This window comes from Kribbella sp. NPDC104218, assembly GCF_055584105.1.
In genome coordinates this window covers 240,707-255,274 of record NZ_JBVJMQ010000002.1, presented here as the reverse complement: position 1 = coordinate 255,274, position 14,568 = coordinate 240,707, and the positions used below count along the sequence as shown (strand labels likewise).

The 14,568-nt window shown below is 69.1% G+C and carries 12 protein-coding genes; 9 read left to right on the top strand and 3 right to left on the bottom strand.

Annotation, left to right across the window (positions count from 1 at the left end; all coding sequences use genetic code 11):
• Positions 1-117 precede the first annotated feature (117 nt).
• Together ileS and ACZ6ZD_RS17230 are read right to left on the bottom strand one after the other, a co-directional pair.
• Positions 118-3,267 (bottom strand): isoleucine--tRNA ligase, encoded by a 3,150-nt coding sequence (ileS, locus tag ACZ6ZD_RS17235; RefSeq protein ID WP_465673123.1) that lies wholly within the window; start codon positions 3,265-3,267, stop codon positions 118-120.
• A 430-nt stretch (positions 3,268-3,697) separates the two neighbouring features.
• The gene (locus ACZ6ZD_RS17230) at positions 3,698-3,961 is read right to left on the bottom strand and encodes a hypothetical protein (protein WP_465673121.1); all 264 of its coding nucleotides are present in this window, start codon (positions 3,959-3,961) and stop codon (positions 3,698-3,700) included.
• Here ACZ6ZD_RS17230 and ACZ6ZD_RS17225 point away from each other — a divergent pair.
• From ACZ6ZD_RS17225 to ACZ6ZD_RS17190, 8 genes are all read left to right on the top strand, one after another.
• Positions 3,960-4,415: a TraR/DksA family transcriptional regulator gene (locus ACZ6ZD_RS17225; protein WP_465673119.1), complete on the top strand. Its 456-nt coding sequence runs from the start codon at positions 3,960-3,962 to the stop codon at positions 4,413-4,415. The genes ACZ6ZD_RS17230 and ACZ6ZD_RS17225 overlap by 2 nt on opposite strands.
• Before the next feature lie 554 nt (positions 4,416-4,969).
• Positions 4,970-5,431, top strand: a complete 462-nt coding sequence (gene lspA / locus ACZ6ZD_RS17220) for a signal peptidase II (protein WP_465673117.1) — start codon at positions 4,970-4,972, stop codon at positions 5,429-5,431.
• Positions 5,432-5,445: 14 nt separating this feature from the next.
• Entirely contained in the window at positions 5,446-6,354 is a 909-nt protein-coding gene (locus ACZ6ZD_RS17215) for an RluA family pseudouridine synthase (protein WP_465676060.1), read from the top strand.
• 18 nt (positions 6,355-6,372) lie between these two features.
• Entirely contained in the window at positions 6,373-6,984 is a 612-nt protein-coding gene (locus ACZ6ZD_RS17210) for a Type 1 glutamine amidotransferase-like domain-containing protein (RefSeq protein ID WP_465673115.1), read from the top strand.
• Positions 6,985-7,105: 121 nt separating this feature from the next.
• Complete coding sequence (gene dnaE, locus ACZ6ZD_RS17205; RefSeq protein WP_465673113.1) at positions 7,106-10,654, top strand: DNA polymerase III subunit alpha; 3,549 nt, start codon at positions 7,106-7,108, stop codon at positions 10,652-10,654.
• Positions 10,655-10,677: 23 nt separating this feature from the next.
• Complete coding sequence (locus tag ACZ6ZD_RS17200; protein WP_465673111.1) at positions 10,678-11,310, top strand: hypothetical protein; 633 nt, start codon at positions 10,678-10,680, stop codon at positions 11,308-11,310.
• A 55-nt stretch (positions 11,311-11,365) separates the two neighbouring features.
• Positions 11,366-12,985 (top strand): DUF3352 domain-containing protein, encoded by a 1,620-nt coding sequence (locus ACZ6ZD_RS17195; protein WP_465673109.1) that lies wholly within the window; start codon positions 11,366-11,368, stop codon positions 12,983-12,985.
• A 59-nt stretch (positions 12,986-13,044) separates the two neighbouring features.
• Positions 13,045-13,245, top strand: coding sequence for a hypothetical protein (locus tag ACZ6ZD_RS17190; protein ID WP_465673107.1), 201 nt, complete (start codon positions 13,045-13,047; stop codon positions 13,243-13,245).
• Here ACZ6ZD_RS17190 and ACZ6ZD_RS17185 read toward each other — a convergent pair.
• Positions 13,242-14,006, bottom strand: coding sequence for an alpha/beta fold hydrolase (locus ACZ6ZD_RS17185; protein WP_465673105.1), 765 nt, complete (start codon positions 14,004-14,006; stop codon positions 13,242-13,244). The genes ACZ6ZD_RS17190 and ACZ6ZD_RS17185 overlap by 4 nt on opposite strands.
• A 101-nt stretch (positions 14,007-14,107) precedes the next feature.
• Between ACZ6ZD_RS17185 and ACZ6ZD_RS17180 the strand changes: the two genes are divergently transcribed.
• Positions 14,108-14,467 carry a VOC family protein gene (locus ACZ6ZD_RS17180; protein WP_465673103.1) on the top strand — a complete coding sequence of 120 codons (360 nt, stop codon included), beginning with the start codon at positions 14,108-14,110 and terminating at the stop codon, positions 14,465-14,467.
• Positions 14,468-14,568: the final 101 nt, after the last annotated feature.

Here is a 14,568-nt window from a genome sequence, read left to right as displayed (position 1 = left end):
ACAGTCGTTTGATCGTCACTGGGAGTGCTTCCCCCGCCGGACCATCGGGGAACACCACCCGTCGTCACACCTTCGGCGCGAGCCCGGTAATCACCGGACCCGCGCCGTACGACGTTCTCAGGCCTTGCTGAGCCAGTAGGTGAGCTGGAGGTCGTCCTCGGTGCCGGTGACGAGCCCGGCCTCGGCCGGCGCGGACTGCGTGAGCTCCACTGCCAGCACCTCCTTGGCCAGGTCGTCGGCGTGCTTGCCGAGGGCGTCGGCCAGCTCGGCGTCCGGTGTGGTCAGCCAGACGCGGATGCGGTCGGAGACCTCCAGGCCGGCGGACTTGCGCGCCTCCTGAAGCGTCCGGACGACCTCGCGGGCCAGACCGGCCTGCTTGAGCTCCGGGGTGATCTCGAGGTCGAGAGCGACGGTCTCGCCCTGCTCGTTGACGACCGACCAGCCCTCCTTGGGCCGCTCGGACAGCAGGACGTCGGCCTCGGTCACCTCGACGTCGGCGCCGTCCACGACCACGGACGCCGTACCGGTCGCCTTCAGCGCCGCGGCCAGGGCGGCGGCGTCCGCGGCGGCGATCGCGGCGGCGACGACCGGGGTCTGCTTGGCGAACCGCTTGCCGAGCTCGCGGAAGTTGCCCTTCGCGGAGTAGTCGATCAGATCCGCGCCGGCGGCCGACAGCGGCTCGACCGAGCCGACGTTCAGCTCGTCGGCGATCTCCTGCAGCAGCTCCGGCGACAGGTCCGCGATCGCGGCCGAGCCGACCAGCGCGCGCGACAGCGGCTGCCGCGTCCGGACCTTGGCGTCCGCCCGGGCCGACCGGCCCAGCTCGACGACCCGCTTGGCCATCGACACGTGCTGCGCGAGGACGTCGTCGATCAGCGCGGCGTCGTACGCCGGGAAGGTTGCCAGGTGCACCGACTCGGCCAGCTCGGGCGTGACCGGGCGGAACACGTCCTGCCAGACCCGCTCCGTGACGAACGGCGTCAGCGGCGCCAGCACGCGCGTCAGCACGTCCAGCGTCTCGTGCAGCGTCGCCAGCGCGCCGGTGTCACCGGCCCAGAACCGCCGCCGCGACCGCCGGACGTACCAGTTCGACAGGGTGTCGACGAAGGAGCTGATCAGCAGCCCGAGCTTCTGGGTGTCGTAGGCGGCGTACGCCTCGTCGGTGTCCCGGACCAGCCGGTGCGTCTCGCTGACGAGCCAGCGGTCCAGCACGGACCGCTCCGCGACCGGCGGGACGTCGCTGGGCGACCAGTCGGCCAGCCGCGCGTACAGGGCGTGGAAGGCGACCGTGTTCCAGTAGGTGAGCAGGACCTTCCGGACGATCTCGTTGAGCACGTTCGGGCCGATACCGCGCGCCTTCCACGGCGAGCCGGAGGCGGCCATGAACCAGCGCACGGCGTCCGCGCTGTGGTCGTCCATCAGCGGGATCGGCTCCAGGATGTTGCCCAGGTGCTTGGACATCTTCCGGCCGTCCTCGGCCATGATGTGCCCGAGGCAGACGACGTTGCGGTACGACGACTCGTCGAACACCAGCGTGCCGACCGCCATCAGCGTGTAGAACCAGCCGCGGGTCTGGTCGATCGCCTCGGAGATGAAGTCGGCCGGGTAGGCCTTCTGGAACTTCTCCTGCGACCCCTCGGCCCACGGGTAGCCCCACTGCGCGAACGGCATCGAGCCCGAGTCGTACCAGGCGTCGATCACCTCGGCGACCCGGCGCGACTCCTCCCCGCAGGTCGGGCAGGCGAAGGTGATGTCGTCGACGTACGGCCGGTGCGGGTCGGTGGCGCTCAGGTCGCGCCCGGCCAGCTCGCCCAGCTCGGCCAGCGAGCCGACGCACACCTGGTGGTCCTCGGCGCACCGCCAGATCGGCAGCGGCGTACCCCAGTAGCGCGACCGGGACACCGCCCAGTCGATGTTGTTGCGCAGCCAGTCGCCGTACCGGCCCCACTTGATCGAGTCGGGGAACCAGTTGGTCTTCTCGTTCTCGCGCAGCAGCGCGTCCTTGACCTGGGTGGTGCGGATGTACCAGGAGGGCAGCGCGTAGTACATGACCGGGGTGTGGCAGCGCCAGCAGTGCGGGTACGGGTGCTCGTACGGCACGTGCTTGAACAGGACGCCGCGGGCGTCCAGGTCCTTGACCAGGTCCGCGTCGGCCTTCTTGAAGAACTGGCCGCCGACCAGCGGGATGTCGGCGCTGAACGTGCCGTCGGCCTCGACCGGCTTCACCACCGGCAGGCCGTACGCGCGGCAGACGATGAGGTCGTCGGCGCCGAACGCGGGGGATTGGTGCACCAGACCGGTGCCGTCCTCGGTGGTGACGTACTCGGCCAGGACGACGTAGTGCGCCGGCTCGGGGAACTCGACCAGCTCGAACGGGCGCTGGTACGTCCAGCGCTCCATGTCGCGGCCGACGTACTGCTCGGTCACCGTCCAGCCCTCGCCGAGGCGGTCGAGCAGCGGCTCGGCCACGACCAGCGACTCGCTGCCGTCGGTGGCCACGACGTACGAGACGTCGGGGTGCACGGCGACGGCGGTGTTGGAGACGAGCGTCCAGGGCGTCGTCGTCCAGACCAGCAGGGACGCCTTACCGGCCAGCGGGCCGGAGGTGAGCGGGAAGCGGACGTAGACCGACGGGTCGACGACGGTCTCGTAGCCCTGGGCCAGCTCGTGGTCGGACAGGCCGGTGCCGCAGCGCGGGCAGTACGGGGTGATCCGGTAGTCCTCGACCAGGAGGCCCTTGTCGTGGATCTGCTTGAGCGACCACCAGACGGACTGGACGTACTCCGGGTCCATCGTCTTGTAGGGGTGCTCGAGGTCGACCCAGTAGCCCATCCGGGTGGTCAGCTCGTTGAACGCGTCGACGTTGCGCAGCACCGACTCGCGGCACTTGGCGTTGAACTCGGCGATCCCGTACGCCTCGATGTCGTTCTTGCCGTTGAAGCCGAGCTCCTTCTCGACCGCGACCTCGACCGGCAGGCCGTGGCAGTCCCAGCCGGCCTTGCGCTCGACCGAGAACCCCTTCATGGTCCGGTAGCGCGGGAACACGTCCTTGAAGACGCGGGCCTCGATGTGGTGCGTGCCCGGCATCCCGTTCGCGGTCGGGGGGCCTTCGAAGAACGTCCACGGCGTGCCGCCGGCGGACTGCTCGAGGCTCTTGGCGAACGTGTCGTGCTCGTCCCAGTGGGTGAGCACCGCCCGCTCCATCGCGGGGAAGTCGACCTGCGCGGGGACCTGCCGCCAGCCGGTCTCAGGGTTCTGTGCCGCCATCGTTTCGTTCCTTCGTCGCCAGATACGGGCCCGACGAGGGACGAAATGCCGCGGCCGGATCGGCCGGGCACCGCGCGGTACCACCCTCCTTGGCGACTCCGGGGGAGTCACCCACTTCCTTCGCGCGCCGCTGCCGGTTCTAATAGGTCGCCACGGACTGTTCTTCCGGCGGCTCCGGGGTGATGGCCCCATCACTGCCTTGCAGGTCGCGGTCGCCAGTGTACGGCGTCGTACCGGGTGATCACGAATCGTTAATGGGGTGCCGATCGGGGGTACAGCGGTGAGAATGCTGCGTGATGTTCACGGAAATGTCACCGTCGGTAGCGGCTGAGATGTGGCTGTGACGCGCGGAACATCGAGTGAACTTGAAGAAGCGACTACCGTATGTCCACGGTCCGCGCGTCGGGCTGGCCAGCGTGGGTGAGCTGGCCTACTGTCTTGCGACCAGTCCGACTTCAGTCTCCGACGACGAAGGCAGGGGGTAGCTGCGCATGGCTACGGCTCCCAGGAAGACCGCCCCCCAGCGCACGACCGCGGCCAAGAAGAGCGCCTCGGGATCGAATGCGGCCAGTCCGGCGAAAAAGACGCCGGCCACCAGGAATTCCGCAGCGAAGAAGACGACCGCCGCTGCGGCGAAGAAGGCTCCGGCCGAGACAGCCCCTGCCAAGCAAGCGACGACGAAGAGGGCAGCCATGAAGACGAACGAGAACCGGACCCCGGCCACGGCGCCGGGCAAGTCCCCGGCACACAAGGCGGAGACCCTCGCGGTGAAGACGGGCGAGACCCCGTGGACGGCGGCCGAGCTGGCCGGTCTGCGGACCGAGCTCGAGGCCGACGTGGTGCACCTGCGGCAGGAGATCAAGGACGCCGAGCAGGAGATCGTCGGCCTGCTCCGCGACGGCGGCGACGGCGCCGGTAACGACCAGGCCGACGTCGGCTCCACCACCCTCGAGCGCGACCACGAGATGTCCCTGGCCAACAACGCCCGCGACATGCTCGACCAGATCGAGCGCGCCCTCTCCCGCATCGAGGACGGCACCTACGGCATCTGCGAGTCCTGCGGCAACGCCATCGGCAAGGGTCGGCTCCAAGCCTTCCCCCGTGCGACACTGTGCGTCTCATGCAAAGAACGCGAAGAACGCCGCTGACCGACGACCAGCCTCTCCCCGGAGAAGCCCCCACCCCCGAACCGGCCGACCCCCCCTCGGCCGGTTCTCCGTCGTCCCCCAGCCCGTCTTCCCCCACCCCCACCACCGAACCCCCCGCGACTGCCCCCCCAGCAGAAGCGCCCGGAACTGAAACCCCAGCAGACGGCCCTGCGACCACTCCTGCTGTTGGTCAGGGCGAGGTCGCCGAAGGCGACGAGCCCGGCGCAGCTGGTTCGTCGGGCGAAGCCGGCCCGGCGTCCGACGGCACTTCAGTTGCAGCCGTAACCGCCCAGCCCACCGCTTCGGCCAACTCGACCACCGGCTCGGCCAACCCGACCACCGGTCACGCGGCTTCGAACACCTCCAGTCCTTCCCAGGGCGAGGTCGCCGAAGGCGACGAGCCCGAGGTCCCGCGCAGCCCGAAGGACCCGACCCCGGGGAGCGAGCCCGCGAACACATCTGCTCTTGAAACGGGCGAGGTCGCCGGAGGCGACGAGCCCGGGGCGGGGGACCCGGCTAGCGGGGTGCGGTGGAAGTGGGTGGGGGTGTTCGGCGTGGTGGGGTTGCTGGTGTGGGGGATCGACCAGTTCACGAAGGCGCTGGCGCTGGCGAACCTGACGCCGGGGGAGTCGGTGAACGTGGTGGGTGAGCTGCTCAAGTTCACCCTGATCCGGAACTCGGGCGCCGCGTTCAGCCTCGGCGCGGGGTACACGCCGTACATCAGCGCCGTGCAGATCATCGTGGCGATCGGGGTCGTGTATCTGTCCCGCAAACTCGGCTCGGCGGGCTGGGCGGTCGCGTTCGGGCTGCTGTTCGGGGGCGCGGTCGGCAACATCACCGACCGGATCTTCCGCGAGCCGTCGCCGTTCCACGGGCACGTGATCGACTTCCTGCAGACGCCGCACTGGGCGATCTTCAACGTCGCCGACATCGCCGTCTCCTCGGCCGCGATCCTGCTGGTCATCCAGACCCTGCGCGGCATCCGCCTGGACGGCACCCGGGAGATCCGCAAGTGAGCTCACGCACCGTCATGGTCCCCGACGGCCTGGCCGGCGAGCGCCTGGACGCCGCCCTGTCCCGCCTGTTCGGCGTCTCCCGCACGAAGGCGGCCGAGATGATCGAGTCCGGCCTGGTCCAGATGGACGGCGCCACCGCGGCGAAGTCCGCCCGGGTGGCCGCCGGCGTCATGCTGGACGTCGAGCTCCCGCCGCCCCCGGCCGAGGTGCAGATCGTCCCGGAGACGGTCGACAACCTGCGCATCGTGCACGACGACGACGAGATCGTGGTCGTCGACAAACCGGTCGGCGTCGCCGCGCACCCGTCCCCGGGCTGGACGGGCCCGACCGTGATCGGCCACCTGGCCGGCGCCGGCTTCAGCATCTCCACCAGCGGCGCCGCCGAGCGCAAGGGCATCGTGCACCGCCTGGACGTCGGCACGTCCGGCCTGATGGTCGTCGCGAAGACGGAGTACGCGTACACCGTCCTCAAGCGCGCCTTCAAGGAGCGCACGGTCAAGAAGATCTACCACGCCCTCGTCCAGGGCCACCCGGATCCGTTCACCGGCACCGTCGACGCCCCGATCGACCGGCACCCGCACCACGACTACAAGTTCGGCGTGATCGCCGGCGGCAAACCGAGCGTCACCCACTACGAGACCCTCGAGGCGTTCCGCTACGCGACACTGCTCGAGATCACCCTCGAGACCGGCCGCACGCACCAGATCCGCGTCCACATGTCCGCGATCGGCCACCCCTGCTGCGGCGACCTCACCTACGGCGCCGATCCGGTCCTCGCCGAGCGCCTCGGCCTGTCCCGCCAGTGGCTGCACGCCATGCGCCTCGGCTTCGACCACCCCGGCAGCGGCCAGTACGTCGAGTTCACCTCGGAGTACCCCCAGGATCTCGACCAGGCCCTCGACGTCCTCGCCGACGCCCAATGACAGCCCAATGACAGCACCGTGAAGCTCTACCTGTCCTCCTTCCGCCTCGGCGACTCCCCGGAGCGCCTCCTGGCCCTCCTCCCGACCCCGGCCCGCGTCGCCGTCGTCGCCAACGCGATGGACTTCGTCACCCCCGCGATCCGCCGGGAGAAGGTCGAGGCCGAGCTGGCCGCCCTCGCGACCCTCGGCCTGACCGCCGAGGAGCTGGACCTCCGCGACGACGACGCCGCGTCCCGGCTCCCGGCGTACGACGCCCTCTGGGTTCGCGGCGGCAACGTCTTCCACCTCCGCGCCGCCCTCGCCCACTCCGGCGTGGACGCCGTCCTCCCCGACTTGATCCGCTCCGAACAGCTCGTCTACGCCGGCTACAGCGCCGGCGCCTGCGTCCTCGCCCCCAGCCTCCGCGGCCTCGAACACGTCGACCCCATCGACGGCCTCGACCCGGTCATCTGGGACGGCCTCGGCCTCCTCGACCACGCGATCGTCCCGCACCTCGATTCTCCCGGCCACCCCGAGACCGACCTCGTCGCCGCCGTCGCCGCGACCTACGACCGGACCGGCGTCACGTACGTCGGTCTCCGCGACGGCCAGGCCCTCTTCATCGACGGCAACTGGCGCGAACTGGTGTGATCCACGCCCGGATAGCGGGCGGTCGCCGGTTCGGTCGGTGAGCCGATTCAGAACTGTCGGAGGGGTCTGCATAAGCTGTGGCAGTTCCGCTCACACACGCCTCTGGGAGGTCTGCGAAGACATGGCGTCCAGCGACAATTTCGTGCATCTTCACGTGCACACCGAGTACTCCATGCTGGACGGCGCCGCCCGGATCGACGAATTGTTCAAGACCGCCCAGGAGATGGGTCAGCCGGCGATCGCGACCACCGACCACGGGTTCGTGTTCGGGGCGTACGAGTTCTGGAAGACCGCGAAGAAGTACGACGTCAAGCCGATCATCGGCGTCGAGGCGTACCTGACCCCGCACACGCACCGCACGGAGCGCAAGCGGGTCAAATGGGGTGACGCGAACTCGGGCCGTGACGACGTCTCCGGCTCGGGTGCGTACACGCACATGACGCTGCTCGCGAAGAACACCTCCGGTATGCACAACCTGTTCAAGATGAGCTCGCTGGCCTCCCTCGAGGGCTACTACTTCAAGCCCCGGATGGACCGCGAGCTGCTGAACACCTACGGCCAGGGCCTGATCGCGACGACGGGCTGCCCGTCCGGCGAGGTCCAGACCCGGCTGCGCCTGGGGCAGTACGACGAGGCGATCAAGGCGGCCGCGGAGTTCCGCGACATCTTCGGCAAGGAGAACTTCTACTGCGAGCTGATGGACCACGGCCTCGGCATCGAGCGGAACATCCAGGGCGACCTGCTCCGCCTGGCCAAGGAGCTCGGCCTGCCGCTGGTCGCGACCAACGACCTGCACTACACCAAACCGGAGGACGCGACGTCCCACGCCGCGCTGCTCTGCGTGCAGTCCGGCTCGACGCTGTCCGACCCGAACCGGTTCAAGTTCGACGCGAACGAGTTCTACGTGAAGACCGCGGCCGAGATGCGCGAGGTCTGGAAGGACTTCCCCGAGGCCTGTGACAACACGCTGCTGATCGCCGAGCAGTGCGAGGTCAGCTTCACCGAGGGCGAGGGCCGGTTCATGCCGCGCTTCCCCTGCCCCGAGGGCCACAACGAGGAGTCCTGGTTCGTCGCCGAGGTCGAGACCGGCCTGCACAAGCGCTACCCGGCCGGCGTCCCGGACCACGTCCGCAAGCAGGCGGAGTACGAGATCGAGGTCATCACCTCCAAGGGGTACGCCGGCTACTTCCTCGTCGTCGCCGACTTCATCAACTGGGCCAAGGAGCACGGCATCCGGGTCGGTCCGGGCCGTGGTTCCGGCGCCGGCTCGATGTGCGCGTACGCGATGCGGATCACCGACCTGGACCCGCTCCAGCACGGTCTGATCTTCGAGCGCTTCCTGAACCCGGAGCGGATGTCGATGCCCGACTTCGACATCGACTTCGACGACCGCCGCCGGCCCGAGGTGATCCGCTACGTCACCGAGAAGTACGGCGACGACCGGGTCGCGATGATCGTCACCTACGGCACGATCAAGGCCAAGCAGGCGATCAAGGACGCCGGCCGGGTGCTCGACTACCCGTTCGCGATGGGCGACCGGATCACCAAGGCGATGCCGCCGTCGGTGATGGGCAAGGACATCCCGCTGTCCGGGATCTTCGACACCTCGCACAAGCGCTACTCCGAGGCCGGCGAGTTCCGCCAGCTCTACGAGGGCGACCAGGACGTCCGCAAGATCGTCGACACCGCCCGCGGCCTGGAGAACCTGAAACGCCAGTGGGGTGTGCACGCGGCCGGCGTGATCATGTCCAGCGAGCCGCTGATCGAGCTGATCCCGATCATGCGCCGCGACCAGGACGGCCAGATCATCACCCAGTTCGACTACCCGAGCTGCGAGACGCTCGGCCTGGTCAAGATGGACTTCCTGGGTCTGCGCAACCTGACGATCATGGACGACGCGGTCAAGAACGTCGAGGCCAGCCGCGGGATCAGCCTCGACCTGGACGCCCTGGCCCAGACCCTCGACGACGGCCCGACCTTCGAGCTGCTCGGCCGCGGTGACACCCTCGGCGTCTTCCAGTTCGACGGCGGCCCGATGCGGGCCCTGCTGCGGCTGATGAAACCCGACAACTTCGAGGACATCTCGGCCGTCGGCGCGCTCTACCGCCCCGGCCCGATGGGCGCGAACAGCCACACCAACTACGCCCTGCGGAAGAACAAACAGCAGGAGATCTCCTACCCGCACGACGAGCTCGCCGTCGCGCTGGAGCCGATCCTCGGCATCACCTACGGCCTGATCGTCTATCAGGAGCAGGTGATGGAGATCGCCCAGCGCCTGGCCGGCTACACGCTCGGCAAGGCGGACCTGCTCCGCCGGGCGATGGGTAAGAAGAAACGCGAGGTGCTGGACGCCGAGTACGTCGGCTTCGCCGAGGGGATGAAGTCGAACGGCTTCTCCGAGCAGTCGATCAAGGCGCTGTGGGACGTCCTGCTCCCGTTCTCCGACTACGCGTTCAACAAGGCGCACTCGGCGGCGTACGGGCTGGTCTCGTACTGGACGGCGTACCTCAAGGCGAACTTCCCGGCCGAGTACATGGCCGCCGTCCTGACGTCGGTGAAGGACGACAAGGACAAGATGGCCATCTACCTGAACGAGTGCCGCCGGATGGGGATCAAGGTCCTCCCGCCCGACGTCAACGAGTCCGACTCGAACTTCACCCCGGTCGGCACCGACATCCGCTTCGGCCTGTCCGCGATCCGCAACGTCGGCGTCAACGTGGTGGCCGAGATCGTCGCGGCCCGCGAGGAGAAGGGCCGGTTCACCGACTTCGTCGACTTCATCGACAAGGTCTCACTGCCGGTCTGCAACAAGCGCGTCATCGAGTCGCTGGCCAAGGCCGGCTCGTTCGACTCGATGAGCCACGCGCGGCGCGCGGTCGTCGCCGTCCACGAGCAGGCCGTCGACGAGGCGATCGACCTCAAGCGGAACGAGGCGCACGGCCAGTTCGACCTGTTCTCGATGGGCGAGGACGAGGCGGACGACGGCGAGGGCAACAGCCGGCTGTCGGTCACCGTCCCCGAGATCGAGGAGTGGGACAAGGCGACCAAACTCGCCCACGAGCGCGACATGCTCGGCCTCTACGTCTCCGACCACCCGCTGTTCGGCGTCGAACACGTCCTCACCAACGGCTCGGACTGCACGATCGGGCAGCTTTTGGCCGACGAGGACCGCCCCGACGGCATCCGGGTGACGATCGGCGGCCTGGTCACCGCCGTCCAGCGCAAGGTGAACAAACGCGGTGACATCTACGCGATCGTCACCATCGAGGACCTCGAAGGTTCGATCGAGGTGATGATGTTCTCCTCGGCGTACCAGCTGCACGCGCACCTGCTGAGCAACGACGCGATCATCTTGATGAAGGGCCGGATCCGCCGCCGCGAGGACCGCGTCGAGCTGTCCGGCGACGAGGTCGTCGTCCCCGACCTCACCGAAGGCCCCAGCGGCCCGGTCGTCATCAGCATGCCCACCACCCGCTGCACCCAGCCCGTCGTCGACCAGCTCCGCGACATCCTCCAGGCCCACCCCGGTATGACCGAGGTCCAGCTCCGCCTCCAGGCCCGCCAGAAAACCACCGTCATGCGCATCGGCGACCGCTTCCGCGTCACCCCCACCAGCGCCCTGATGGCCGACCTCAAAGCCCTCCTCGGCCCCTCCTGCCTGGCCGGCTGACGGGGATACGGCACACTGGCGTGGTGAGTCAGCAGCAGTCCCCGCAGTCTTGGGGCCAGCCCGGTCCGTATGTCGCGCCGCCGTCGATGAATCCGTTCGGGGCGCCGCCGGAGCCGGAGCCGCGGATGCCGTGGGCGAAGGCGATCCTGGTGACGGTGGTGGTGTTCCTGGTGGCCGGGGTGGTCGGCGGGTGGGCGTGGCAGCAGTTCTCGCCGCTCGCGCAGTACACCGTCGACGAGAGCGGCGGCGCCCTCGGCGAGGAGCAGATGACGCGGGTGTTCGGGCCGGACGGGACGTTCACGGCGATCGGGTTCGTGGCCGCGTTCGTGCTGGGCGGCGCGGTGTTCTGGTGGCTGCGGAACTACGGACCGTGGTCGGTCGCGATCGCCGTCCTCGGGGCCTGCCTGGGCTCGGGCGTCGCGTGGGGCGTCGGCATGCTGCTCGGCCACGACCCGCTGGACGAGCGCCTGGCCGCGGCGAAGCCCGGGGATCTGGTCGCCGCGCCCCTCGAGCTGCACACCTGGACGCCGGCGGTCGCCTGGCTGGTGGGCGCCGCGCTGGCCGCGGCAGTGATCTCCGCCACCACGTGGAGGTCGGAGCCGGTCGCAACCGATCCGAAACCTGTTGCGTCAGAAGGCCACCCCCCGGTGCACTAAGGTGTTCAGGCCGGTGGGTGAGGCCACCGGTCCGTTGAGGGGGAAGTAGAGAAGCATGTCTGATCAGTTCAATCCGCCCGGCCCGCAGGGTCCCGGCGGGCAGCAGTACCCGGGTAACCAGCCCCAGCCGCCGTACCAGGGCCAGCAGCCCGGGCAGCCGCCGTACCAGGGCCAGCAGCCGCAGCAGGGGGAGCAGTCCTTCGAGCAGCTGCAGTTCGGCCCGCAGGGGCAGCAGGCGCCGGTGAAGAAGCCGCGCGGCAAGCTGATCCCGATCATCGCGGCGCTCGCGATGGTGCTCGTCGTCGCCGGTGGCGGCATCTTTGCCTACGGCAAGCTGAACAGCGGCAAGCAGCCGGACGCCGTCCTCCCGGGGACCGCGATCGGCTTCCTGCGCGTCGACCTGAACCCGTCGGCCGGTCAGAAGCTGGCCGCGCTGCGGTTCCTGATGAAGTTCCCGTCGGCCAAGGACAAGCTCAAGCTGACCGGTGACAAGGACGACCTGCACCAGAAGCTGTTCGAGGCGATCAAGAGCAGCTCCGGCGACGACCTCGCCGAGGTCGACTACGCCAAGGACGTCAAGCCGTGGCTGGGCGACCGCCTCGGTGCGGCCGTGCTGCCGGTGGCCGACGGCGCGAAGGAGCCGCCGGTCGTCATCGCCGTCCAGGTGAAGGACGAGAAGGCCGCGGCCAAGGGGATGGACAAGCTCCTGGCCAAGGAGACCGAGAAGCCGGGGCGCGCCTTCCACGAGGACTACATGATCCTCGGCGAGAAGCAGGCCGACGTGGACGCCGCGATCGCGACCACGAAGACCAACCCGCTGGCGGGTAACACCAAGTACACCGACGACCTGAAGAAGCTCGGCGAGCCGGGGTTCGCAACGGTCTGGGCCGACATGAAGGGGCTGTCGGCGCTGGCCGGCGAGATCGGTCCCGCCAAGGTCGACCCGGTCGGCGAGGGTACTGTCGCGGCCGCGCTGCGGTTCGACGCGCAGTACGTCGAGGTCAAGGGCATCGTGAAGGCCGACCAGGAGGTCGTCGCGAAGGCGACCGACGCGAGCGAGCTGTTCACCAAGCTGCCCGACACCACGGCCGCCGCGATGACGGTCTCGGGTGTGGACACGTCGATCGACACGCTGTGGAAGCAGCTGGAGAAGAGCGGCGAGCTGGGCGAGATGGTCAAGGGCTTCGGTTCGGCCTCCGGCCTGAGCCTGCCGGACGACCTGAAGAACCTGCTCGGCAAGAACCTGTCGCTGGTCGTCGACAAGGACGCCTCCGCCGGCCCGAAGTTCGCGGCCCGGATGGAGACCGACCCGGCCAAGGCCGAGCCGGTGGTCAAGAAGCTGACCGCGCTCATGCAGCAGCAGTCGCCGGTCCAGATCCCGCTGGTGACCGCCAAGGACGGCGACACCCTCGTCGTCTCGACCGACCAGGCCTACGCCGGCCAGGTCCTCCAGGGCGGCAACCTGGGCGCCGCGGAGAACTTCAAGCTCGCGCTGCCCGACGTCCAGGGCGCCACCATGCTCGGCTATGTCGACTTCACCGCCGCCGCCGACATCATGGAAGCCCTCGACGAGAAGCCCAACGCCGACGTCCAGGCCCTCCGCTCGGCCGGCATCGTGGCCCGCAACACCGGCAACTTCGAGGGTGACTTCACCCTCCGCGTCGTCGCCAAGTAACACCCCGCCGAAGCTCCGGACGACCACCCGTCGTCCGGAGCTTTCGCTATCGTGGACGAATGGTCGATCCCGTTCGGCACCGCCGTGGTCAGCGCTGGGCCGCGATCGGCGCGGCGGTCCTGGTTGCGGCGAACACTGCCTGGGCCTGGCTGGCCGGGGGAGCGGAGTGGACCGACCCGGCCCTCTTCCTGGCCCCGGTCGCCGCACTGATCGGCGCCGCAGCCGGCTACGGCCTCGCGGCACTCACCAGCCGCCGCTAACGCTCGAGAAACCTCCGGACGGCGGTTGCGCAGCCGTCGGGATCCTGCCGGTGGATCCAGTGCCCGGTGTTCTCGAAGAGCACCTGTTCGGTGCCGGGGCACCGCCGCAGCATCTCGGCGGCCAGCTCCTCGGGTAGCAGGAAACTATCGGTGGCCCGCAGCAACAAGATCGGGCACTCGACAGCCTCCCAGTCGGCCCACCAGCTGCCGACATTTCCTTGCTGCACAAGCATCATCGTGTCCAGGTCGAAGAGCAGGGCGCCGTCCACGACGCTCTCCAGGAAGTACTCCGGCGCCGGCGTTCCGGCGAAGAAGTTCGCTGCCGCGTCCGCCCCGGCGAACCGGCTGGGCCAGCCCGTCACGTCCAGCACGGGCTGCGCCACGGCGCTTTCGTCGGTGACCGCGCCGACGTCCTCGACGACGACCGCACGGACCAGCTCCGGCCGTCGAGCCGCCACCTGGTACGCCGTCACGCCCCCGAGCGAGTGCCCGTACAGGATGACCGGCGCGAGGCCGAGCGCCTCGATCACCTGCGCCACGTCGTCCACGAACTCGTCCCGCCCAAAACCACCGGACGTCGTGGTCAGTCCGTGTCCGCGCAGATCGGGAGCGAGCAACCTGTACTCCGGCAGCAGCCGCTCGGCCAGCGCGGCGAACGTCCGCCCGCGCCCGAAGGTGCCGTGCAGCGCCAGGACAGGCTCACCCTCGCCCCCGGCGTCCTCGTAGTGAAAAAGCCCGTTGGGCAGCTCGAGACTCGGCATCGGATCCTTCCGGCAGAAAATTCTTCGATCGAGGATGTCGAAAGTCGGCAGACGGCTTCTACCTCGAAGGTGACAGCAACTTTCACCTCCAAGGAGAGACCATGAACCATTTCACAAGCGTCCACACCGTCGGCATCCCCGTCAGCGACCAGGACCGCGCGCTCGCCTTCTACACCGAAACGCTCGGCCTCAACCTCGTGATGGACGCACCACTCCCACAGCTCGGCGGCCGCTGGATCGTCGTAACCACCGGCGACGGCGCGAACCTCGCACTAACACCAGCAACCAAAGACCAGCCGCTAGGCCGCGACACCGGCATCCGCCTAGGAACCCCCGACGCCGCCGCGGCCCACGCCGCCCTCGCCGACGCAGCCGGCGACCTCCTGACCTGGCCCGGCATGCCGCCCATGTTCACCTTCGTCGACCCCGACGGCAACACCCTCTACGCCGTCCAGAACTGACGCGGCGGTGACGCGGATCGGCGCCAGCATAAGGCGCCGACCGCGGCCGGTCAGTCAGGTCGGACGCCGTCCCGGACGCCGAAGCGGGCTGGACGACGTGC